This window comes from Bradyrhizobium liaoningense (assembly GCF_018130825.1).
GTDB lineage: Bacteria > Pseudomonadota > Alphaproteobacteria > Rhizobiales > Xanthobacteraceae > Bradyrhizobium > Bradyrhizobium liaoningense_B.
In genome coordinates, this window is record NZ_JAFCJS010000003.1 from 185,400 (window position 1) to 205,302 (window position 19,903).

23 protein-coding genes and 1 pseudogene are annotated in these 19,903 nt (G+C 64.8%); 14 read left to right on the forward strand and 10 right to left on the reverse strand.

The genetic code is table 11. From position 1 onward, the window contains the following. Positions 1-165 precede the first annotated feature (165 nt). The gene (locus JQ603_RS14365) at positions 166-912 is read left to right on the forward strand and encodes a polysaccharide biosynthesis/export family protein (RefSeq protein WP_212340290.1); all 747 of its coding nucleotides are present in this window, start codon (positions 166-168) and stop codon (positions 910-912) included. A 142-nt stretch (positions 913-1,054) separates the two neighbouring features. Here JQ603_RS14365 and JQ603_RS14370 read toward each other — a convergent pair. From JQ603_RS14370 to JQ603_RS14385, 4 genes and pseudogenes are all read right to left on the reverse strand, one after another. Further along, positions 1,055-1,534 (reverse strand): annotated as a pseudogene (locus JQ603_RS14370) (hypothetical protein); the annotation flags it as partial. A gap of 241 nt (positions 1,535-1,775) precedes the next feature. Beyond that, the gene (locus tag JQ603_RS14375; protein ID WP_212340292.1) at positions 1,776-2,447 is read right to left on the reverse strand and encodes a dienelactone hydrolase family protein; all 672 of its coding nucleotides are present in this window, start codon (positions 2,445-2,447) and stop codon (positions 1,776-1,778) included. A 188-nt stretch (positions 2,448-2,635) separates the two neighbouring features. After that, positions 2,636-2,971 carry a hypothetical protein gene (locus tag JQ603_RS14380; RefSeq protein WP_212340294.1) on the reverse strand — a complete coding sequence of 112 codons (336 nt, stop codon included), beginning with the start codon at positions 2,969-2,971 and terminating at the stop codon, positions 2,636-2,638. Between the two features lie 20 nt (positions 2,972-2,991). Then, positions 2,992-3,756, reverse strand: coding sequence for an alpha/beta fold hydrolase (locus JQ603_RS14385; RefSeq protein WP_212340296.1), 765 nt, complete (start codon positions 3,754-3,756; stop codon positions 2,992-2,994). A 314-nt stretch (positions 3,757-4,070) separates the two neighbouring features. Between JQ603_RS14385 and JQ603_RS14390 the strand changes: the two genes are divergently transcribed. Then, on the forward strand, positions 4,071-5,165 hold the full coding sequence (locus JQ603_RS14390) for an HD-GYP domain-containing protein (RefSeq protein WP_212340298.1): 1,095 nt from the start codon (positions 4,071-4,073) through the stop codon (positions 5,163-5,165). Positions 5,166-5,278: 113 nt separating this feature from the next. On the opposite strand, the gene JQ603_RS14395 is transcribed toward JQ603_RS14390, so the two are convergent. Together JQ603_RS14395 and JQ603_RS14400 are read right to left on the reverse strand one after the other, a co-directional pair. Further along, a complete protein-coding gene (locus JQ603_RS14395) occupies positions 5,279-6,859 on the reverse strand; it encodes an AMP-binding protein (RefSeq protein ID WP_212340300.1) in 1,581 nt (526 codons plus the stop codon). A 236-nt stretch (positions 6,860-7,095) separates the two neighbouring features. Then, complete coding sequence (locus tag JQ603_RS14400) at positions 7,096-7,506, reverse strand: VOC family protein (RefSeq protein ID WP_212340302.1); 411 nt, start codon at positions 7,504-7,506, stop codon at positions 7,096-7,098. A 141-nt stretch (positions 7,507-7,647) separates the two neighbouring features. Between JQ603_RS14400 and JQ603_RS14405 the strand changes: the two genes are divergently transcribed. From JQ603_RS14405 to JQ603_RS14425, 5 genes are all read left to right on the forward strand, one after another. Next, positions 7,648-8,622 carry a Bug family tripartite tricarboxylate transporter substrate binding protein gene (locus tag JQ603_RS14405; protein WP_212340304.1) on the forward strand — a complete coding sequence of 325 codons (975 nt, stop codon included), beginning with the start codon at positions 7,648-7,650 and terminating at the stop codon, positions 8,620-8,622. A gap of 149 nt (positions 8,623-8,771) precedes the next feature. Beyond that, the gene (locus JQ603_RS14410; RefSeq protein ID WP_212340306.1) at positions 8,772-9,050 is read left to right on the forward strand and encodes a DUF3551 domain-containing protein; all 279 of its coding nucleotides are present in this window, start codon (positions 8,772-8,774) and stop codon (positions 9,048-9,050) included. A gap of 168 nt (positions 9,051-9,218) precedes the next feature. Then, complete coding sequence (locus JQ603_RS14415) at positions 9,219-9,602, forward strand: ArsR/SmtB family transcription factor (RefSeq protein ID WP_245003626.1); 384 nt, start codon at positions 9,219-9,221, stop codon at positions 9,600-9,602. Continuing rightward, entirely contained in the window at positions 9,602-9,946 is a 345-nt protein-coding gene (locus JQ603_RS14420) for an SRPBCC family protein (protein WP_271582903.1), read from the forward strand. Before JQ603_RS14415 ends, JQ603_RS14420 begins: the two co-directional genes overlap by 1 nt. Before the next feature lie 18 nt (positions 9,947-9,964). After that, the gene (locus JQ603_RS14425) at positions 9,965-10,702 is read left to right on the forward strand and encodes a DUF899 domain-containing protein (RefSeq protein ID WP_212340312.1); all 738 of its coding nucleotides are present in this window, start codon (positions 9,965-9,967) and stop codon (positions 10,700-10,702) included. 153 nt (positions 10,703-10,855) lie between these two features. On the opposite strand, the gene JQ603_RS14430 is transcribed toward JQ603_RS14425, so the two are convergent. Beyond that, entirely contained in the window at positions 10,856-12,100 is a 1,245-nt protein-coding gene (locus JQ603_RS14430) for a S1C family serine protease (protein ID WP_212340314.1), read from the reverse strand. Positions 12,101-12,300: 200 nt separating this feature from the next. Here JQ603_RS14430 and JQ603_RS14435 point away from each other — a divergent pair, with 200 nt between their 5' ends. The 4 genes from JQ603_RS14435 (at position 12,301) to JQ603_RS14450 (ending at position 14,719) form a co-directional block, all read left to right on the forward strand. After that, a complete protein-coding gene (locus JQ603_RS14435) occupies positions 12,301-12,918 on the forward strand; it encodes a hypothetical protein (RefSeq protein ID WP_212340316.1) in 618 nt (205 codons plus the stop codon). Next, positions 12,905-13,279 carry a winged helix-turn-helix domain-containing protein gene (locus JQ603_RS14440; RefSeq protein WP_212340318.1) on the forward strand — a complete coding sequence of 125 codons (375 nt, stop codon included), beginning with the start codon at positions 12,905-12,907 and terminating at the stop codon, positions 13,277-13,279. The genes JQ603_RS14435 and JQ603_RS14440 overlap by 14 nt, the downstream gene beginning before the upstream one ends. A 30-nt stretch (positions 13,280-13,309) precedes the next feature. Further along, positions 13,310-14,050: a di-trans,poly-cis-decaprenylcistransferase gene (locus tag JQ603_RS14445; protein WP_212340320.1), complete on the forward strand. Its 741-nt coding sequence runs from the start codon at positions 13,310-13,312 to the stop codon at positions 14,048-14,050. 183 nt (positions 14,051-14,233) lie between these two features. Continuing rightward, complete coding sequence (locus JQ603_RS14450) at positions 14,234-14,719, forward strand: Crp/Fnr family transcriptional regulator (RefSeq protein ID WP_212340322.1); 486 nt, start codon at positions 14,234-14,236, stop codon at positions 14,717-14,719. Here the strand turns inward: JQ603_RS14450 and JQ603_RS14455 are convergent. Then, positions 14,658-15,485 carry a metallophosphoesterase family protein gene (locus tag JQ603_RS14455; protein ID WP_212340324.1) on the reverse strand — a complete coding sequence of 276 codons (828 nt, stop codon included), beginning with the start codon at positions 15,483-15,485 and terminating at the stop codon, positions 14,658-14,660. The two genes, JQ603_RS14450 and JQ603_RS14455, sit on opposite strands and share 62 nt — an antisense overlap. Positions 15,486-15,698: 213 nt before the next feature. Between JQ603_RS14455 and JQ603_RS14460 the strand changes: the two genes are divergently transcribed. From JQ603_RS14460 to JQ603_RS14470, 3 genes are all read left to right on the forward strand, one after another. Then, on the forward strand, positions 15,699-16,388 hold the full coding sequence (locus tag JQ603_RS14460) for a DNA-3-methyladenine glycosylase I (RefSeq protein ID WP_212340332.1): 690 nt from the start codon (positions 15,699-15,701) through the stop codon (positions 16,386-16,388). Positions 16,389-16,413: 25 nt separating this feature from the next. After that, on the forward strand, positions 16,414-16,707 hold the full coding sequence (locus JQ603_RS14465) for a DUF1330 domain-containing protein (RefSeq protein ID WP_212340334.1): 294 nt from the start codon (positions 16,414-16,416) through the stop codon (positions 16,705-16,707). 203 nt (positions 16,708-16,910) lie between these two features. Next, a complete protein-coding gene (locus JQ603_RS14470) occupies positions 16,911-17,204 on the forward strand; it encodes a hypothetical protein (protein ID WP_212340336.1) in 294 nt (97 codons plus the stop codon). A 56-nt stretch (positions 17,205-17,260) separates the two neighbouring features. Here the strand turns inward: JQ603_RS14470 and JQ603_RS14475 are convergent, their stop codons facing one another. Next, positions 17,261-18,673, reverse strand: coding sequence for a sensor histidine kinase (locus tag JQ603_RS14475; RefSeq protein WP_212340338.1), 1,413 nt, complete (start codon positions 18,671-18,673; stop codon positions 17,261-17,263). 99 nt (positions 18,674-18,772) lie between these two features. Next, positions 18,773-19,873, reverse strand: coding sequence for a DNA polymerase IV (gene dinB / locus JQ603_RS14480; protein ID WP_212340339.1), 1,101 nt, complete (start codon positions 19,871-19,873; stop codon positions 18,773-18,775). Between the last annotated feature and the right edge of the window lie 30 nt (positions 19,874-19,903).

Below are 19,903 nucleotides of genomic sequence, written 5' to 3' on the forward strand. Positions count from 1 at the left end.
CTCGTGTGGAGGGATCACCCCACCCCGCTACGCATTTCGCTCCGCTGCATGCGTAGCGACCCTCCCCCTCCAGGGGAGGGTGCGACCCCATTACCTTTCGCTCAACGCTTTATTAACCATAACCGGTGCATCACTGGAGCCATCTCGTTTCGAGGGACAGGTCCGGTGCCGGTTGCACGCGCGTTTCGATCGTCGATCTCGGCAGTTGCATTGGCAGCGTCCGCCGCGCTGCCCCTTGGCGGCTGCATGCAGACTGCCGGCCCCGTCGCGATGGTACAGCCGCGCCCCGATCTCGATTCGATGGCCTATGGCCAGCCCTACGGGGCGCCGCAGCCTGTCGTCGTCGCCGACGGTGGTGGCGCCATCGGCGCGCTGCGAAATTCCTTTGCTTCCGCGCCTGCACCCATGCCGGTCGGCTACGCCGCGCCGATGGCAGGGCCGGTGCGCTACGACGCCTCCTACCATCTCGATGCCGGCGACAAGCTCCGCGTCGTGGTCTACGGCCAGGAAGGTCTCACCAACAGCTACGCCATCGATGCCGGCGGCTCCATCACCATGCCGCTGATCGGTGCGGTGCCCGCGCGCGGCCGCACCACCGCTGGCCTCGCCGGTGAGATCGCCGGGCGCCTGCGCAACGGCTACATCCGCGAACCCTCGGTCGCCGTCGAGATCGACACCTATCGCCCGTTCTTCATCCTCGGCGAAGTCTCCGCGCCGGGCCAATATCCTTATGTGCCGAACATGACGGTCGAAAGCGCCGTCGCGATCGCCGGCGGCTTCTCGCCGCGCGCCAAGCGCGACGTGGTCACCGTGACGCACACCGAAGCCGGCGGCGCCATGCGCGCCATGGTGCCGCTCGGCACGCCGCTCGCGCCCGGCGACACCGTGTTCGTCGGCGAGCGCTGGTTCTAAGACTCTCTCCTCGTCATTCTCTCCTCGTCATTCCGGGGCGCGCCGACAGGCGCGAACCCGGAATCCATCTCTCTACCGTCACTGACGCACGATGGATTCCGGGCCCCGCGCTATGCGCGTCCCGGAATGACAGCAGAGTGTATCTCCGAAAATCCAGCCGCCCGTTCGGAAAACATCCGTCGATCCTGGCGGCCTCGACCACGCGCCCGACCCACGGCCGCATGATCGCGGGATTGGTCAGGTTGATGTACTTGCCGACCAGCCGGCCCGTCTCGTCGCGCGTAGCATCGATCAGCCCGTGCCGGCGGCCATGATCCCAGTCAAAGCGCAGATAGATGCGCTCGCCCGCAACTCGAACTTCAGCGCGCCCCTCTTTCCACTTGTCCGGCGTATCGCCCGCAATGGTCGGATCGGCGCCACCATTCCAGCGGCTCGCCCAGATGCCCTCGAGTGGATCGGATGCTGCGGCAATGGATGCCCATGGCGCCGCGTTGACGTCGGCGGCATCGCCGGCAAGCGCGGCGGAAGCGGCATAGTTCATCACCTCGGAATCACTGGGCGCAGGGACATCCATGGTTCCGAACGGATTGCGGATAACGAGGTCAGTATTGGCCTGCTGCATGGCGATCTCCCGGCGTGAGTTGGCGTGATCAGCCAGCTCTATCGCCGGGTCTCAGGATGCAGCCACCCGATTCCTGCTCTGGGGGCGTCGCGCAAATCTCTCCTCTCGTCATTCCGGGGCGCGACGAAGTCGCGAACTATGGTGCGCAATTGCGCACCTGAGAATCCATTCCTCCACCGGCTCTGCCGCACGATAGATTCCGGGCTCGCGCTACGCGCGCCCCGGAATGACGCCTGCGGCGTCACTTCAAATGCTTCGCGAAAAACGCCATGCTGCGCGGCCAGGCGATGTCGGAGCTCGCCTTGTCGTAGCTCGGCCGCTCGTCGCAATGGAAGCCGTGTTGCGCGCCGGGATAGATGAAGACCTCGACGTCCGGCCGCTTGGTCTTGATCGTCTCGACGTCGGTCAGCGGAATGCCGGCATCCTTCTCGCCGAAATGCAGCTGCGTCGGAACCTTCGGCGTCTCGTCGGCGAAGCGCACGACCGCGCCTCCATAATAGCCGATCGCAGCCTTCAGGTCGGTCAATCGCGTCGCCGCGACAAAAGCGATGCTGCCGCCGAGACAGAAGCCGATGATGCCGACCGGGCCGATCGCCTTCACCGCATCGATCGCGGCCTGCGTGTCGCGCAGCATCGCCGCCCAGTCGGGATTGGCGACGAATTTGCGCGCCTCGGCGATCTCATCGGGCGTATAGCCCGACTGGAAGTTCGGCGTGGTCCGGTCGAAGATCGACGGCGCGATCGCGACGTAACCTTCCTTGGCGAGGCGGTCGCAGACCGAACGGATGTGATGGTTGACGCCAAAGATCTCCTGGATCACCACCACCGCGCCCTTCGGCGCGCCTGCGGGATCGGCGCGATAGGCGCCGAACTGGAAATTATCGGAGGCCGTCAGTTTGATGTCCTGTCCCACGCGGGTTGTCCTTCTTGGTTGGTCGTCAATCCACTCTCTCCCCTCATCCTGAGGAGCGCGCCTTTGCGCGCGTCTCGAAGGATGAAAGGCCGAGATGCAGCAGCGGGGCCTTCATGGTTCGAGACGGCGATGCGCAGCATCGTCCGTCAGACGGCGCTTCGCGCCTCCTCACCATGAGGGGAGAGACCTCACTCCCACATCCAGTTCTCGCCGTAATCCTCCTTCCATCCCGCCAGCCGTCCGTGGCGGAATTGCAGGAACAGGCGATGGCGGTAGGGGATCAGCCGGCTGCCGCCGATGTTGCGGAGCGCGAGGTAGATCTCGTTGCCGGGACGCCCGCGGACATATTGCAGCGGTTGCCCCAGGGCGCGCGCGGTCTGTTCGGCATCCATGCCGAACGCAAGCGGCGTATTGTTCGACAAGGTCGTGACGAAAGGCTGGCGCGGCGGCACGGCGCCGAACGGCTCGGCCTGCGCAGACATCGATAGCAACACCGCGCCCGCAGCCAACATTGCTCGCTTCATTGCCCACGTCCCTGTTCGGCCTATCCCGGCAAGTTCTTCAGGAAAGGCGCGACCGCGTCAACAAAAGCCTGGGGTTGATCGATGTTGACGGCGTGTCCGGCGGCGGGGATCACGACCTTTTGTGCGCCTGGAATCTTGGCCGCCATGTAGTCGGACGCGGCGAGGAACGGCGTGTCGTCGGCGCCGACCACGATCAGGCTGGGCACCTTGATATCGGGAAGCAGCTCGATCACGCGCGCATCGCGCTGGGTCATCATGCCGCGCGCGGCGAGCGCCAGGCCCTTGGCGTTGCGATGACTGGCGGTGGCGCGCTCGCGCGTCGCCCGCTTCAGCATGTCGAGGCCTTCGCGGTCGAGCCTGTCGGCGGTCGCGAGTGCACGCGCGTTCCAGGCGTCGCGCGCATCGTCCTTCCTGAAGCCGGGGCCGGTGTCGATGATCAAGAGCGCGCGGGCGCGCTCCGGGTGGGCGCGATAGAACGCGAGCGACATGTAGCCGCCGAGTGAGAGGCCGCCGATGATGGCGCGCTCCGCGCCGACGGCATCGAGGATCGCCGCCATGTCGCCGACGGTCAGGTCTTCACTGTAGGCCTTGGGATCGTCGGGGTAATCGGACTGGCCGTGGCCGCGCATGTCCCACAGGATCAGCTTGTGGTCCCTCGCGAGCGCGTCGACCTGCCCGTGCCACATCGCCGAGGTCGAGGAGTAGCCGTGGGTGAGCAGCAGCGGTGGGCCCTCGCCATGGACTTCGTAGTAGATGCCGACGCCGTCCCGATTGATCCCTGGCATGGTTTCCCGCCCCTTCTTGTTTCTCGTTCATTCTAGCCGGGATCATTTCGGTCGCGCGACACGCCCTTGCGCATGAACCCGATGTGTCTCGATAGCCCTCCCTCCCGGCGCTCGAAAAAGCCCAGTATTTTCAATGGTCGTTCTACTGTGCATGGGGTTGTTTTCGCCGCTTTTTTTGTTCCGGTCCCGGAACCCGGACTCCCTAAAATTGCTCCTAAAGCTGAAGGGTTCCATTGAGCACGCCTCTTAAGGCCCGGAGAACCTGATCCGGCTTAGGCTGACGCCAAATCCCGACCCGTGCTCTTGGGGAAGCCATGAACGCCTCAGCCAAACCCGCCGCCAAACGCCGGCTCCTGCTCGCCTCCGACCGGAGCGACGAGAGCACCGAGCTCGCCAGCATTTTGAAGGCGGTCGGCGAGGTCTCGACGGTGACCACGCAGGAGATTCCCGAGCAGCCCTCGCGCGATCTCTCCGGCCTCGTCGTCGACATCAACCTGCGCTCGCCCGAGAGCGTGCAGCGGGTGCGCAACAAGCTGCGCGGCGATGCCTATCGCTCGATGCCGCGGCTGTTCGTGCTGGCGGACGCACTTCATCACGGCACCATGCAGGCCTGGGCGCTGGGCGCCACCGACACGATCTCGCGTCCGCTGCAGCCCGATGCCATCCTGCAGCGCATCCGCGCCGCCTTTCCCGACACCGCCACCTATGACGCGACCGATCGCGGCAAGACCCTGAACCGCGGCGTCGAGGCGGCGCATGCGGTGCTGGCAAAGATGTTCGAGAAGCTGCCGCTCGGCGTGCCCCTGACCTTCGACGACGTCATCGCCGCGGAGAGCAAGATCCTGAAGGCGATCAAGCACTCCTCGCTGCGCGAATGGCTCACCACGGTCGGCTGCCACCATGTCGGCAGCTATCGCCACTGCCTGTTCGTCACCGGCTTTGCGGTCGCCTTCGCGCAGCATCTCGGCATGCGCGAGGACGACCAGCGCCGCCTGACCCGTGCCGCGCTGCTGCACGATGTCGGCAAGGCGTTCGTTCCGTCCAATCTGCTCGACAAGCCCGGCAAGCTCACCGACGAGGAGATGGCCGAGGTCCGCCAGCATCCGCGCCGCGGCTATGACGCGCTCGCAGCCCAGGGTGGCTTCCCGCCGGAGATGCTGGACGTCGTGCTGCATCACCACGAATTCCTCGACGGCAGCGGCTATCCGAATGGCCTGTCGTCGAACCAGATCAGCGACATCGTGCGCCTGACGACGATCGTCGACATCTACGCCGCGCTCGTCGAGAAGCGTGCCTACCGCATGCCCTTCACGCACTCGCGTGCCTTCACCATGATGGAAGGCATGGGCGGCAAGCTCGACCAGCAGCTGCTGCAGGCGTTCCGCCCGGTGGCGCTGGGGTCGTTCTAGGTGAGATGCCGTAGGGTAGGCAAAGCGAAGCGTGCCCACCACTTCCAAGAACGTGGGCACGGCGCTGACGCGCCTTTGCCCACCCTACGGCAGTTTGCCGTTCGGCGACCTCGCTACCCCACCATCTTCCGCAGCTCCGCCTTCGCCACCTTCTCCAGCGTCGAGCGCGGCATGTCGTCGACCAGCCTGATCTCGCGCGGCAGCTTGAAGTCGGCGAGGCCCTTGCGGCAGGCTTCCATCACGCGGTCATGGAAATCGAGCGGCGCAGCCGCGACGCCGCCATGCGGGATGATGAACACGACCGGCACCTCGTCCAGCATCGGATGCTTCTTCGCCACCACGGCGGCCTCGCGCACGCCCGGGACGAGCGCGATCACCTGCTCGATCTCGGAGGCCGCGACGTTCTCGCCGCCGACCTTCAGCATGTCCTTGGCGCGGTCACCGAACTTGATGTAGCCGTTCTGAAGCCGCTCGACGCGGTCGCCGGTGAGGAAGAAGCCGTGCGCATCAAAGCTCTCGCGCGTCGCCGTCTCGTTGTGCAGGTATTCGGCGAACAGCGACAGGCCGGGGATGCCCTTGATCGCGAGATTGCCGGTGTCGCCGACCTCGGTCGGCCGTCCCTCATCGTCGGTGATGCGGATCTGGTACTCTGGCGCGGCGCGGCCGATCGACATGGGTATGTTGGGCTGGTCGACCTCGCCGACGATGCCGTGGGTGATGGTCTCGGTCATGCCCCACCAGCCGATCATCTTGACGCCGAAGGCGGCAAAGGGCGGCGGCTCGTTGATGGCGGTGCCCCACAGGCGGAACTTATGGTCTTTCGGGATCTCCTGCTCGAGCAGCGCCTTCATGCAGAACGGTATGGTCGAGGTCCAGGTCGCGCCGTGCTCGCGCGCGACGCCCCAGAACCGGCTCGCGGAGAAGCGCGGCTGGATCACGCAGGTGGCGCCGACCCACAGCGTCGCCAGCATGGAGTAGGCGAGGGCGTTGGTGTGGAACAGCGGCAAATAGGCCTGGTGCACGTCGCCGGCATGGAGGTCCTCATGCGCGGCGTTGATCTTGGCGCCCCACAGCGCGTTGGCATGGGTCCACAGCACCGCTTTGGGGCGCGACGTCGTGCCTGAGGTATACTGCACGCTGCACGGCGCCAGCGGATCGGCCGCGCGCCTGGGACGGTCGGCGCTGTCGGCGAACAGCGATTCAAAGCTTTCGCCGCGCGAGACCGCTTGCGCAGGCGCCACGCCCGTATCATGCGAGGTCACCGCCAGCCAGCGGACGTTGCGGCAGTTCTGCGCGACGATCTCCGCATAGGCCGGCTGCGTGATCGCGGCGACCGCGCCGCAATGATCGGCGAAATACGCGATCTCCGCCGGTGCCGAGCGGGTGTTGGTGGTGACTGCGATGGCCCCCAGCTCGACACAGGCGAACCAGGCCAGCATCGCCTCGATGCAATTGTCGAGATGAATGAGCACATATTCGCCCGGCTTCACCCCGCGCCGCGCGAGCCCCGCCGCGAGCGCACCGACCCGCTCGTGAAACTCGCCATAGCTCCAGCGCCGCGCCGGCGCGTCGAACGGCGCCCAGATCAGGAACGGATGATCCCGCCGGACCTCCGCGCGCATCCTCAAGAGCCAGGGCACGTCGAGCCCGTCGAACGGACCGACGATTCCGGTTGCGGTGTGTTGAAGTGGCATGAGCACCTCCCCGTGCGGCCCGCATCTTGCTGGCGGCTGCCTTTTGATTATTGCGTCTTCCTGCCATCGGATGACGCGGGGAGCAAATCGGGGAATGGCAGTGCACTGCGCTGTGGCCGCGCGCTCCTTTCGTCATTCCGGGATGGTCCGAAGGACCAGACCCGGAATCTCGAGGTTCTCAGGTGCGCAACTGCGCACCATAGTTCGATGCTGCGCATCGCCCCGGAATGACGGGTCTAGTTTTCGTACGATGAGATCTCGATCAAACTGCCATCGGGGTCCCGGCAATAGACCGAGCGCAGCGTGCCGCGGGCGCCCTGCCTGGGGCCCGGGCCTTCCTCGATGGCGACGCCATGTGCCTTCAAATGCGCCACCACCTCGTCCGGAGCCGAGGAGGTGAGGAAGCAGAGATCCTCGCTGCCGACGGTTGGGTGATCCGCAGTGAACCACTCCACCTTGTCGGCATCGCGCGGCCGGACGTTGATCTTCTGGTTACCGAAATGAAGGGAAGTCCGCGGCGCTTTGCCGCCGCCGGGGTCGAAGACCTTGACTTCCATGCCGAGAATCCTGCGGCACCACTCGGCGGTCACCGCGACATCGGCGACGTTGATCACGAGATGATCGAGGGCTTCGACCTTGACCGGCATGCCTTATCCTTTCGTCGTGATGCGCCCCGCGCACTTTCCGCCCGCAGCAAGCTTTGTTACAACCGCGCGGACGCCGCTTTCAAGACATCCGGCTTTCAAGAACAACGGCCCTTCAAGAACAACACTGGGAGAACCCTTGAGATGATCACTCGCCGTACCGCGCTGGGCCTGCTCGCCGCCAGTCCGCTGGCAGCCACGCCGCTGTCGAAGGCCTTCGCCGCCGATTATCCGGCCCGTCCGGTGAAATGGGTGGTCGGCTATCCGCCGGGCGGTGCCACCGACATCCTGGCGCGGCTGATCGGACAGCGGCTGTCGGAAAAGCTCGGCCAGCAATTCGTGATCGAGAACAAGCCTGGCGCCGGCAACAATATCGGCACCGAATCGGTCATCAATGCCGAGCCTGACGGCTACACGCTGCAGCTGGTCAATCCGGCCAACTACATCAACGCCTCGCTGTACAGCAACCTCAAGTTCAACTTCGTGCGCGACATCGCGCCGGTCGCCTCGTTCCAGCGCGTGCCGAACGTGATGACCGTCAACAAGGACGTGCCGGCCAAGAACGTCGCCGAGTTCATCGAATATGTGAAGGCCAATCCCGGCAAGGTTAACATGGCCTCGTCCGGCAACGGCACCTCGGTGCATCTGTCCGGCGAGATGTTCATGGCGATGACCGGCTGCAAGATGCAGCACGTGCCCTACCGCGGCGCGGCGCCCGCGATCACCGACATGCTCGGCGGCCAGGTGCAGGTGATCTTCGACAACATGCCCTCGATCATCCAGCACATCCGCTCCGGCTCGCTGCGCGCGATCGGTGTCACCACCGCGGAGCGCTCGCCGCAATTGCCCGACGTGCAGCCGATCGCCGACACGGTGAAGGGCTACGAGGCCAGCGCGCTGTTCGGCATGGGCGCGCCGAAGAACACGCCGAAGGAGATCATCGCCAAGCTCAACAGCGAGATCAACACGCTGATGAAGGAGCCGGACATGGCCAAGCGCCTGGTCGAGCTCGGCGGCGAGCCGCGGGTGCAGACGCCCGAGGCCTTCGGCGATGAGATCAAGGCCGAGACCGAGAAGTGGAAAAAGGTGGTCGAGTTCGCCGGCCTGAAGGTCGAGTAGCGATCTTGTGATGATTGGGAAGGGAGCCCTGCCGTTCTGCAGGGCTTTTTTCTTGCGCGTGTCGTTCCGTTGATCTGGAATAAAACGCTGCGGCGAAACCTGATGATAGATGGCGCGTATCTCGCGCCGTGAGCAATGGAGTTGGGATCATGCGCAAGACGCAATTGGCGCTGCTGACGTTGGGTGCAACGATCCTTGCCGGCGTTGTCACCGTCACGCCGGCCGCTGCCGGCGACTATCCCTGGTGCGCCCAGGGCGGTGAATATGACTATCCCGGCGAATGCGCCTACAGCACTTATGGGCAGTGCCTGGCCAGCATCTCCGGCCGCTTGCTGTATTGCGGCCCCAATCCTCGCGTTGCCTACGGCCAGCAGCAGGTGCCGCCGCCGCGCCCGCCCCGGCGCACGCGGCCCGTTGCCCCATACTGATCGCGCTTCCGACGAGCGCAGCCTGATCACGCAGTCGTGCGGACCCGTGCCCGCGGGTTCCGGCTTGACGCATTTTCGTTCGCGCTTATACTAAACCATATGGTTAAGTATCAGGACGAGACGCTGGACCGGACCTTTGCGGCACTATCCGACCCGACGAGGCGTGCATTGCTCGCACGCCTCGGCGAAGCGGACGGCCTGTCGGTGAGCGAGCTGGCCGCGCCGTTCCCGGTCTCGCTGCCGGCGATCATGAAGCATCTCGACGTGCTCGCGGATGCAGGCCTGATCGTGCGCGAGAAGACCGGACGCACGGTGTCCTGCCGGCTCACGGCGCAGCCGATGGAGCAGGCGATGAACTGGCTCAATCGCTACGCCCAGTTCTGGGCCGACAATCTCGATCGTCTTGCCGCCTTCGTGGAGGAAGAGACATGGCCAACACAGCCGTCAACGCCGCCGAACGATCAGCGGAACGCCCAAGCCTCACGCTCACGCGCCGGCTTCGCGCACGGCCGGAAAAAGTCTACGCCGCCTGGACGCAAGCCGAGCAGCTAGTGCAGTGGTTCGGGCCGCCGAACATGAGGCCGGCGACGCTGCAAGCCGAGCTCGATGTGCGCACCGGCGGCAGCTTTCGCATCAGCTTCACCCGCGACGATGGCGAATATTTCGAGGCCGGCGGCAGCTATCGCGAGGTGGTGCCGAACGAGCGCCTGGTCTTCACCTGGGCCTGGCATTCGACGCCGGAGCGCGAATCGCTGGTCACGATCTCGTTCAAGCCTGATAGCGCCGGCACCCTGATGGTGTTCCATCACGCCCAGTTCGCCGACGAGACCGCACGCGACAACCATCAGCGCGGCTGGAGCTCGTTCTTCGACAAGCTCGACGCCTTCGTCGCCTGAATTCCAAGGGAGGATGCCATGCAGCAACATCAGATCGTTTCGCGCGAGCAGTGGATTGCGGCACGCAAGGCTCATCTCGCCCATGAGAAGGAGTTGACGCAGGCCCGCGAACGGCTTGCCGACGAGCGCCGCCAGCTTCCCTGGGTGAAGGTCGACAAGCCCTACGTCTTCACCGGGCCGAACGGCAAGGTCACGCTGTCCGACCTCTTCAAGAACCGCCCGCAGCTCGTCGTCCAGCACGTGATGTTCGCGCCCGACTGGGACGCGGCCTGCAAGAGCTGCTCGTTCTGGGCCGATGGGTTCGAGCGCATGGTGCCGCATCTGGCCGCGCGCGACACGTCCATGGCCGCGGTCTCGCTGGCGTCAAGCGCAAAGCTCGAGGCCTTCAAGAAGCGGATGGGCTGGACCTTCGACTGGGTCTCGTCGGGCGACAACGATTTCAACCGAGATTACGGCGTGACGTTCTCGCCGGACGAGATCGCGACCGGCAAGCCGATGTACAATTTCGGTACTACGCCGATCTACGGACCCGAGCTGCCCGGCATCAGCGTGTTCTATCGCAACGAGGCCGGCGAGATTTTTCACACCTATTCCTGCTTCGCCCGCGGCCTCGACATGATGAACGCCGCCTATCAGTATCTCGATCTCACCCCGCTCGGCCGTCACGAGGAAGGCCTGCCCTATCCGATGGATTGGGTGCGCCTGCGCGACCAGTACGAGCCGCAGACGGCGAAGGCGGCGTGCTGCCACGGGTGAGGGGGCGCGGGCACGCCGGATCCTCAGCAAAGGTGTCATCGCCCGGCTTGACCGGGCGATCCAGTACTCCGAGACGGTCATGATTTATCGATAGGCCGCGGCGTACTGAATTCCCCGCCTTCGCGGGGAATGACAGCGAAGATCGACGCGCAGCTACCGCTTCGCGTCCGCCTGCTCCGTCGCGTTGCACGAGATCAGCATCGTATAGGGCCGGGCGTTACCGGCGATATCGGTGGTCTTGAGCTCGCTCTTCGGCTCGGCGGTCTGATAGGGCACCACGGAGTTGTCGAGGAAGTCGCGCAGCACGCCGGTCTTGATGGCGAAGTTGATGTTTTCGGGAATGTTGCCGGTCGCAGCGGCGATACGCAATGCCGGGATCTTTCCGGTGACCACGCCCACGACCTGACCGGTGGTATCGAACAGCGGCCCGCCGCTATTGCCGGGCTGTATGGGGGCACTGATTTGCAGGAAACGCGAATCGTTGCGCATGCCGCTGAGCGAGCTGACGATGCCGGTGGTCACGGTGAAATCCGAGCTCAGGAGGCCATGGAAGGGAAAGCCGATCGCGACCACGGAATCGCCGGAGCGGATTGAACGGTCGCGGATCCGCGCAAACTCCTTGAATGTCGTCGTCGACGGCGCCTGCAGGAGAGCGAGATCGTTGTTCGCATCGCTCGACACGACGCGCAGTACCATCGAGGCCTCGCCGGTGAGGTTGCCCTTGATGTCGCCGACGCAGCCGTCGATCACATGGTTGTTGGTGACGATGTGGCCGTTCGCGCTGACCACGAAGCCAGTGCCGTTCTTGGCCCTCGTAGGTTTGCCGCCGGCCGGCGGTGGCGCCTGTTTCTCCGCCGTGGCTGCCGGCTTGGCCGCGCCCTTGGTGAAATCGCCCGCCTTGCTCAGCCCGTCGGCCTTCACCCTGGTGACGCAATTGGCCAGAGCCGCGATCACGGGTCCGGTCGAGGTCAGATCGAAATTCAGGACGGTGCGGCCGCTCGTCGCGACCATCAGGCTTGCCTTCTGAAACGTTCGCACGACATTGGCGGGCATGACGGCCGTGAGCATGTTCGGCTGATTGGCGGTGGCAAACAATCTTGCCTGCTCCTGTCCGTCGAAGATGACGTCGATCGCGGCGTTCTCGCCCTGTTTGAAGCGGTAGCTGGGACTCGCAAAGGCCAGCGACCAGGTGCCGGCGGCATTGTAGCCCACCACGAGAATGACGCCGTTGGCGTAGGGCGTCGTCGCCGCACAATGCGAGAACGCACCCGTCGCGTCATTGCTGAAGGCGCCGCCGATCCAGTTGCCGACATTGACGGAGCCGAACGGCCCCGCCGCGTTCGCCCCGACGACACCCACCTGCAACACAGACGCTACGATCAACGACTTAAGCCACATGCCAGCCCCCGGAACGCTTTTGCACGCATCTTATCTGCGGGGACGGGTGCTGTGCAACCGGCAGTTGTCGGCGCGGATCCAGTCCCGCCGGAGCGACTTTCGGGCTTGCCATTACTTTGCGATCCGATATACTTTGCAATACAAAGTAAGAGGGCGTTCGCCCTCGCAAACCTGGGCGAAGCGAGGTTTCGGCGTTGCCGATGCGCGATCTCGACAAGGCACTGGCTGACATCGTGGCGATCCGCAGCCAGATCGCGGCGGGCACGGCGTTCCGCGGCTATGGCCCGGCGACGATGGCGGCGACCGGCGCCGTCGCGCTGCTCACCGCTGTCCTGCAAGCCTGGTTGCTGGGTGACCCGACCAGCGAGCCGGTCGGCTTTTTCTTCGGCTGGTTCGTCGCCGCCGTGCTGTCCTGCCTGATGATCGGGATCGAGATGCGCGCGCGTTCGCGCCGTCATCATTCCGGCCTTGCCGATGCCATGATCCATCAGGCTGTCGAGCAGTTTCTGCCCGCGGGCGTTGCCGGCGTGTTGCTCGCGGTGGTGATGTGGAAGTTTGCGAGCGAGACGCTGTGGCTGTTGCCGGGCCTGTGGCAGATCCTGGTGTCGCTCGGCATCTTCGCCTCGGTCCGCTCGCTGCCGCGCACCGTCGCACTCGCGGGGGCCTGGTATTTCGTTTCGGGCTTTGCGGTCGTGGTGCTCGCGAGCCGAACCCATACGCTGTCGCCATGGACCATGGGGCTGCCCTTCGTGATCGGGCAGTCGGTGATGGCGGGCATTCTGTACTTCGCGTCCGGAGACAACGATGTCGAAGACTGACAGCGCGCCTTTTTCCTATGAAGGGCTCGACCGCGTGATCCACGAGAAGGCGAGGCTCGGGCTCCTGACCTCGCTGATGGCGCACCCGAAGGGTCTGGCGTTCGCGGACCTCAAGCAACTCTGCGGCCTGACCGACGGCAATCTCAGCCGGCATCTCGCCGTGCTCCAGGAGGCCGGCCTCGTCGAGGTGACCAAGGGCTATGAGGGCAATCGTCCGCACACCACCTGCCGCCTGACCAAGGCCGGCCGCCGCCGCTTCCTCGATTATCTCGCCGTGCTCGAACGCCTGGTGCGCGATGCGGCGAAAGCCGCCGGCCGCGAGGCGCAGCCGCTCGGCCGCCTTGGTATCGTCTCGACCTGATCCTCCCCTTTTTTGACCGGAGACTTTGCAATGCAAAGTGCAATCACGTCCCGCAACGACAAGCTTCATGTCGGCATCATCATGGACGGCAACGGACGATGGGCCACGCGGCGCGGCCTGTCGCGCGTGCGCGGCCACGAGGCCGGCGTCGAGACCATCCGCCGCATCGTCGAGGCGGCGCCCAAGCAGGGCATCGGCACGCTGACGCTCTATGCGTTCTCCACCGACAATTGGCGGCGGCCCAAGGCCGAGGTCGCCGCGCTGATGACCCTGCTGCGTTTCTATCTCGCCAACGAGGTGCAGAGCCTCGTCAGGAACGGCGTGCGTCTCACCGTGATCGGCCGCCGCGACCGGCTGCCTGACGGCATCGCCAATGCAATCGCGCGCGCCGAAGAGGCGACCGCCCATGGCAGCACGCTGCATCTGCGCATCGCGGTCGATTACTCCGCGCGCGATGCCATCCTCAACGCGGCGGCCAAGGCGGCGGCGCTGACCAGCCTCACCCGCGAAGCCTTCTCCCAGCTCGTCACCGGCGAGGCCGGTTTACGCGACGTCGATCTCATCATCCGTACCTCGGGCGAGAAGCGGCTGTCGGACTTCCTGCTCTGGGAAGGCGCCTATGCCGAGCTGCACTTCACCGAGCGGATGTGGCCCGAATTCGAGGCGAGCGATCTCGCTGACGCGCTCGCCGCCTTCCACAACCGCGAGCGCCGCTTTGGCGGCCTGCAGGCTATCCTGCCCGAAGAGGTGCCCTCGCTCTCGCGTGTGTGACGTGCGGCACTGGGAAACGAGCTGTTCGTTTTCAGCCGCATGATTGCAGCGATGTCCAAGTACTGGTGGGCGGTCTCGCCAAGCGCCTCCCGCGCCGGACGCACCCGCGTTGATTTGCCGCGTGGCACGGATCGTGCTCTAGTATCGGGACGATATATCCCCAGCGATGGGAGCTTTCGCAAGATGCGCGCAGTCCTGGACTATTGCACCGGCGGAACGGAACGGCAGGTTGCAGCCGGCACGCTCGTCGTCACCGAGGGTGGCACCAGCGGCCATCTCTACGTGCTGATGCAAGGCAAGCTCGAAGTGCTCAAGGGCGAGATGGTGGTCGCCACCGTCACCGAGCCCGGTGCGGTCCTGGGCGAAATGTCGGTGCTGCTGGGCCTGCCGTATACCGCAACCGTGCGGGCCTGCTCCGATGCCGTCATCTACGAATTGGAGGACGCCGCCTCGTTCCTCAAGAAGGAGCCGGGCATCGCGCTGCTGATCGCAAAGATGCTGGCGCAGCGGCTCAACGTCGCCAACACCTATCTTGCCGATCTCAAGCGGCAATATGCCGGCCACGGCACGCATCTGGCCATGGTCGGCGAGGTGCTGCAGAGCATGATCAACCTGCCGCCGCTTGAGGTCTCGCCAGGCTCGGATCGGCAATCTGATCCAAGAATGTGAGCCAGTCGGGCGGCGCTTCGATCGGAGCGGCGGGCCGCTTCAGCGGCGCGGCAAGGTCGATCCACTGCGCTTCGCCGGCCGCCAGCCAGAACGCCTTGTCCGCATCGAAATCCAGCACGATGTAGGTCGGAGGACGGCCGGGCTGCAGGCCGGTGTTGAAGACCCAGGTCTGGCCCAGCCGGTCGAACCACGATCCATTGGTGATGAAGGGCGATTGATGCACATGGCCCGAGATCACCATGGAAGGCTGGTACTGCATGATCCACTGCACCAGCTCGACATCGCCGAAGAAGCGTTTGCCGCCCCAGCTCGTCGGTGAATCCGCCGGCGGCGCATGATGCACCCAGATCCAGCGCTGCGGCCGGCTCGCGGCGGCATCGCGCAACTGCTCGACGAGACGCTGCTTCACCAGCGGGCCATCCCACCACGGGCACACCGTGAACAGAGTGTCGCCGATGCTGAGGCTGTCGCCGTCGCAGGCAATGCCGAGCTCGCGCACCTCCGAGATCCAGCGCGAGATCTTTTCGCCCTCCGCATTGCGCTCGTCGAGGTCGTGATTGCCGGAGCAGAGGATCACGCGGGTCTTTGCGGCCAGCAGCGCGAGGTATTTCTTCACCACCACGATCTGCGCGCGAAAATCCACCATCGAGCCGATGTCGAGCGCATCGCCGGCGAAGATCAAAAGGTCGAATTGCGGCGCCGCGCTGACGAGCCAGTCGAGCTGCGGCAGCGAGTAGTGCAGGTCGGCCACGACCAGGCAGCGCATGAAAAATCCGTCGGCGAGAGATCGAAAAATGTCAGGGGATTCCAAAACGGCATAGAGCAAGAAGCAGACCAGCCCGGCCGCTCCTTCAGGTCAATGCAACGAACGACAGCATGCTGCGGCGCGTCGCAGAGTGCAAGGGGGGCAGGTAACGCGAGGGCTGGACCGGATCGCCGAATTCTGGTGTCGTGGCCTTCCCTCAATACCTGTGTCCACATGACCTCCTTCAAGACCATTCGTGCGCGCGCCGAGAAGCGCAAGGGCGGGCCCAAGGCGCTGGACAAGCTGATGCCTGACAAGCCCGACCTGAAGCGTCTGGCCAGGCTCGGCGACGACCGCATCCTCGCCGAGATGACCAAGCGGGTGTTTTGCGCCGGCTTCGCCTGGAGCGTGATCGATTCGAAATGGGACGGCTTTGAAGACGCCTTCCTGCATTTCCAGCCGGCCAAGCTGAGCTTCCAGCCCGAGGACTATTGGGAAGGCCTGCTGCGCGATGCGCGCATCGTGCGCAATGGCGCCAAGATCATGTCGGTGCGCGACAACGCCGCCTTCGTGCAGGAGATCGCGAAGGAGCACGGCAGCTTCGGCAAGTTTCTGGCGAAATGGCCGCCGTCGAACGAGGTCGGCCTGCTCGATCTCCTCACCAAGCGCGGCAGCCGGCTGGGCGGCAATACCGGCCAGATGCTGCTGCGCTTCGTCGGCTGGGACGGTTTCGTCACCTCCAAGGACGTCGTCGCGTGCCTGCGCGACGCCGGACTCGACATCGCCGAAGAGGTGAAATCGAAGGGCGATCTCGCCAAGGTGCAGGCGCAGTTCAACGCCTGGGCCGAGGAGACCGGTCTGCCCTACACATATCTGTCACGCATCTGCGCGCTGTCGGTCGGCGAGAACCGCAGCGAGCAATAGGTCACGAGCACCTCGGAGAAACAAAATGGCCAAAGCCTATTGGGTTGCCACCTACCGTGCGATCAAGAATCCCGATGCGATGGCGGCCTACGCCAAGCTGTCGCGGCCGGCGATCGAGGCGGCCGGAGGCCGCGTGCTCGCACGCGGCGTGCCGGCGGCGGCCTTCGAGCTCGGCCAGATGGAACGCGTCGTTCTCATCGAGTTCGACAGCGTCGAGAGCGCCAAAGCGGCCTATGCAAGCCCGGCCTACCAGGCCGCGCACGATCTGCTCGGCGACGGTGCCGATCGCGACATCCGGATCGTCGAAGCCGCAGATTAGCGCATCCACGCCGGATCATGTGCATCGTGTGGCGATCTCGTGCCGTCAGCGCGGCAAATGAAACGCACGATCACGAAATGCATTTTGAGGGAACATTTGTGCGCAGCACCTGTTCGGAAGTCTGAGCCAGGCGGCACAGGCGCAGGGAACGCCCGCTCTGGCCCAAGCCGATGAAACCGGACACGATAGCAACGGAGCAGCGCATGAAGCTAACATCCGAACAGGTGAAGCAGACCGTTCATCAACTCGGCGCCCAGGTGCTGCCCGACGAGCATCCGGCCATGCCGCAGCTCAACAGCATGTTCGGCGAGCACACCTTCTTTGTCGACGAGATGGGCCTCAAGGTGCTCGAACCCACTCCGTCACTCGGAGCAGACCGGCAGAGCGGCGAGGTCGTCAGTCTCGCCGACTGGAGCGATTCGGACCTGACGCGCCTGATGGCGCATGAGCCCGAGCCGACCGGCGTGATCGTGGTGTTCGAGCAGATGAAGCATTGAGTGGTCCGCCAGGATCGACACTCGCGTCGGTGGCGGGCTTGAACATCCCGCCACCGTCAGGCCTCGACCGGAATCTCGATGGCGATCTGAGTTCCCGGACCCGTCTTGCTCTCGAGCCGCAGGCGCCCGTTGAGCGATGACGCGACCAGGTTGAACGCGATGTGCAGGCCGAGCCCGGCATTGCCCCTTTCGCGGCTCGTCGTGACGAACGGATCGAAGATGTGCCCCTGCAGTTCGTCGGGAATGCCGACGCCGTCATCGGTGCAGACGAGGCGGACCGATTTCGGTTCCGGCTGGCTGACCGTGATCGCAAACCTGCCGCCTTTCTTGTCGGGATAGGCGTGCCCGGCGGTATTGAGCGCGAGGTTGCTGATCACCTGCGCCAATGCGCCGGGGTAGCTGTTGAGCCTGATTCCCGCCGGGCACTGGACATCGACCGCCAGAGCATGGTGCGACAGCAGCGGCCCGAGCCTGGACATCAACTCCGACAGCCAGTCCCTGAGCTCGAATGTGCGCCGGTCCTCGTCGGCCTGGTTGACGGCGACCTGCCTGAAGCTGTGCACCATTTCAGATGCGCGGTGCAGACTATTGAAAGTCAGGTTGAGCCCCTGCCTGAGCCGGTCAATTCCCCTCGTGAGATCGGATCGTCGCACCGACGTTCCATTCAATGCATCCGCCATCGTCTGCAGATCGGTCTGCATCGTCGTCGAGGTCGTGAGCGCCAGGCCGAGCGGGGTGCTGACCTCGTGCGCGACACCTGCCACCAATTGGCCGAGCGAGGCGAGCTTTTCTGCCTGCACGAGGTGCTCCTGGGTCGCGCGTAGATCGCGCAGCGATTTCTCCGAGCGTTCTTTCTCCCGTTGCAGCGCCTCGGACGTCCGGAACTGTTTTCGCGCCCGGTACTCGCGTGCAGCCACGGCGTAGAGCGATAGCGCATAAGCGTTCCCGACCAGCGAGTGATTGATGAAGCGCAGGCCCATCGGCAATGTCGGCGCGAACGTCTCGGCGACGATCAGCGCCACCCAGGACAGCAGGCAGAAGATCGCCAGCGAGCCGATCCGCAACGGCAGCATGGTCGAGACGAACAGGATGATCATCATCATGCCGGGCGCGGCAAAGGTGAAGCCCGACGGCAGGACCAGATAGATGCTCGGCAGGATGCAGCCGGGAATGACGCAATAGACGAGGAAGATCGTCTCCGCCCATGGCTTCATCCATCGCCGCGACAGCAGCGCGGTCAGTGGCAGCAAAATGAACACGGCCGTGCCGCCGCGGATGGCAAGCGTGGTCGGGACCACCTCGGGGTAGAGCACCCAATCCCACAGCGTGTAGCCGGCATAGGTGGCGGCGCCGAGCAGCATCGCGATCTGCGTCCACCCGAGGCTGCCCCGGACGTATTGGTCGACAAACCGCCGCTCCTCGATCCGGTCTTCGAAGCGCAGTCCCAGACGTATCAATAAGGCAAGCATTCCGACATCAATGGCAATAAGGCATATCCAGTGTCTCTACGACAGGTCGGCCGCCGCGTCGCGGATAAAGATGTCGCGTTTGCCGAGGGCTGGCCTGGCTCAGATGCCCAGCGTGAGCTGCGGCTCCGCATCGTCCCCGTCCTGGAGGGAGGACAGCGACACGCCCAGCAGCCTGACGCGCTTGGGCAGGGGCATTTCGACTTCGAGCAGGCCGCAGGCCAGCCGCTCCAGTTCGTCCCGGCCCGCAACCGCCGCCGCGATCGACCTGCTGCGCGTGATGATCTCGAAGTCGGCGAACTTGATCTTCAAGGTGACGGTGCGGCCGCGGTTGCCGGTCGCCTCGCAATGGCGCCAGACCTTGTCGACGAGAGGCTTGAGCTCGGTCACCAGCGCGTCGAATGCGTCGAGGTCGGTCGAGAACGTGGTCTCCGCGCCGATCGACTTCCGGATCCGGTTGGCCCGGACCGGCCGTTCGTCGACGCCGCGCGAGATCCAGTAATAATAGCCGCCCGACTTGCCGAAATTCGCGTTCATGAACTCCAGCGTCTGGTTGCGGATGTCGAGGCCCGTGAACAGGCCAAGTGCGTTCATCTTCGCAGCCGTCGCCGGACCGATGCCATGGAACTTGCCGACGGGCAGCGTCTCGACGAAGGCAGGACCCATCTCCGGCGAGATCACGAACTGCCCGTTGGGCTTGCGATGATCGGAGGCAAGCTTGGCCAGAAACTTGTTGTAGGAGATGCCGGCCGAGGCGTTGAGGCCCGTCTCTGATTTGATCTTCTCGCGAATGCGCAAGGCGACGTCCCGTGCCAGCGGGATGCCTTGCAGGTTTTCGGTCACGTCGAGATAGGCTTCATCCAGCGACAACGGCTCGATAACCGGCGTGTGCTCGGCAAAGATTTCGCGGATTTGCCTGGAGATCGCCTTGTAGACCTCGAAGCGCGGCTTGACGAAGATCAGCTCGGGGCATTGCCGCTTCGCAGTGACCGAGGGCATCGCGGAGCGGACGCCGAACTTGCGGGCCTCATAGCTGGCGGCGGCAACGACACCGCGTTCCGCCGAGCCTCCGACCGCAACCGGCTTGCCGCGCAGCTCCGGATGATCGCGCTGTTCCACGGACGCATAGAAAGCATCCATGTCGATATGGATGATCTTGCGCACGGGCGAGGCTGCGCCCGTCACCGTGTCGGAATCGCTCATGCCAGGATGATACAATCGCGCAAAGAGAAG

What these genes read in the sequence shown, in the direction of transcription:
- JQ603_RS14460 (WP_212340332.1), top strand. Translation starts at nt 15,699, where the DNA reads ATGACCTCCTTCAAGACCATTCGTGCGCGCGCCGAGAAGCGCAAGGGC.
- JQ603_RS14395 (WP_212340300.1), bottom strand. Translation starts at nt 6,859, where the DNA reads ATGCCACTTCAACACACCGCAACCGGAATCGTCGGTCCGTTCGACGGG.
- JQ603_RS14385 (WP_212340296.1), bottom strand. Translation starts at nt 3,756, where the DNA reads ATGCCAGGGATCAATCGGGACGGCGTCGGCATCTACTACGAAGTCCAT.
- JQ603_RS14405 (WP_212340304.1), top strand. Translation starts at nt 7,648, where the DNA reads ATGATCACTCGCCGTACCGCGCTGGGCCTGCTCGCCGCCAGTCCGCTG.
- JQ603_RS14435 (WP_212340316.1), top strand. Translation starts at nt 12,301, where the DNA reads ATGCGCGATCTCGACAAGGCACTGGCTGACATCGTGGCGATCCGCAGC.
- JQ603_RS14400 (WP_212340302.1), bottom strand. Translation starts at nt 7,506, where the DNA reads ATGCCGGTCAAGGTCGAAGCCCTCGATCATCTCGTGATCAACGTCGCC.
- JQ603_RS14440 (WP_212340318.1), top strand. Translation starts at nt 12,905, where the DNA reads ATGTCGAAGACTGACAGCGCGCCTTTTTCCTATGAAGGGCTCGACCGC.
- JQ603_RS14430 (WP_212340314.1), bottom strand. Translation starts at nt 12,100, where the DNA reads ATGTGGCTTAAGTCGTTGATCGTAGCGTCTGTGTTGCAGGTGGGTGTC.
- JQ603_RS14465 (WP_212340334.1), top strand. Translation starts at nt 16,414, where the DNA reads ATGGCCAAAGCCTATTGGGTTGCCACCTACCGTGCGATCAAGAATCCC.
- JQ603_RS14410 (WP_212340306.1), top strand. Translation starts at nt 8,772, where the DNA reads ATGCGCAAGACGCAATTGGCGCTGCTGACGTTGGGTGCAACGATCCTT.
- JQ603_RS14470 (WP_212340336.1), top strand. Translation starts at nt 16,911, where the DNA reads ATGAAGCTAACATCCGAACAGGTGAAGCAGACCGTTCATCAACTCGGC.
- JQ603_RS14390 (WP_212340298.1), top strand. Translation starts at nt 4,071, where the DNA reads ATGAACGCCTCAGCCAAACCCGCCGCCAAACGCCGGCTCCTGCTCGCC.
- JQ603_RS14475 (WP_212340338.1), bottom strand. Translation starts at nt 18,673, where the DNA reads ATGCTTGCCTTATTGATACGTCTGGGACTGCGCTTCGAAGACCGGATC.
- JQ603_RS14445 (WP_212340320.1), top strand. Translation starts at nt 13,310, where the DNA reads ATGCAAAGTGCAATCACGTCCCGCAACGACAAGCTTCATGTCGGCATC.
- JQ603_RS14450 (WP_212340322.1), top strand. Translation starts at nt 14,234, where the DNA reads ATGCGCGCAGTCCTGGACTATTGCACCGGCGGAACGGAACGGCAGGTT.
- dinB (WP_212340339.1), bottom strand. Translation starts at nt 19,873, where the DNA reads ATGAGCGATTCCGACACGGTGACGGGCGCAGCCTCGCCCGTGCGCAAG.
- JQ603_RS14380 (WP_212340294.1), bottom strand. Translation starts at nt 2,971, where the DNA reads ATGAAGCGAGCAATGTTGGCTGCGGGCGCGGTGTTGCTATCGATGTCT.
- JQ603_RS14425 (WP_212340312.1), top strand. Translation starts at nt 9,965, where the DNA reads ATGCAGCAACATCAGATCGTTTCGCGCGAGCAGTGGATTGCGGCACGC.
- JQ603_RS14455 (WP_212340324.1), bottom strand. Translation starts at nt 15,485, where the DNA reads ATGCGCTGCCTGGTCGTGGCCGACCTGCACTACTCGCTGCCGCAGCTC.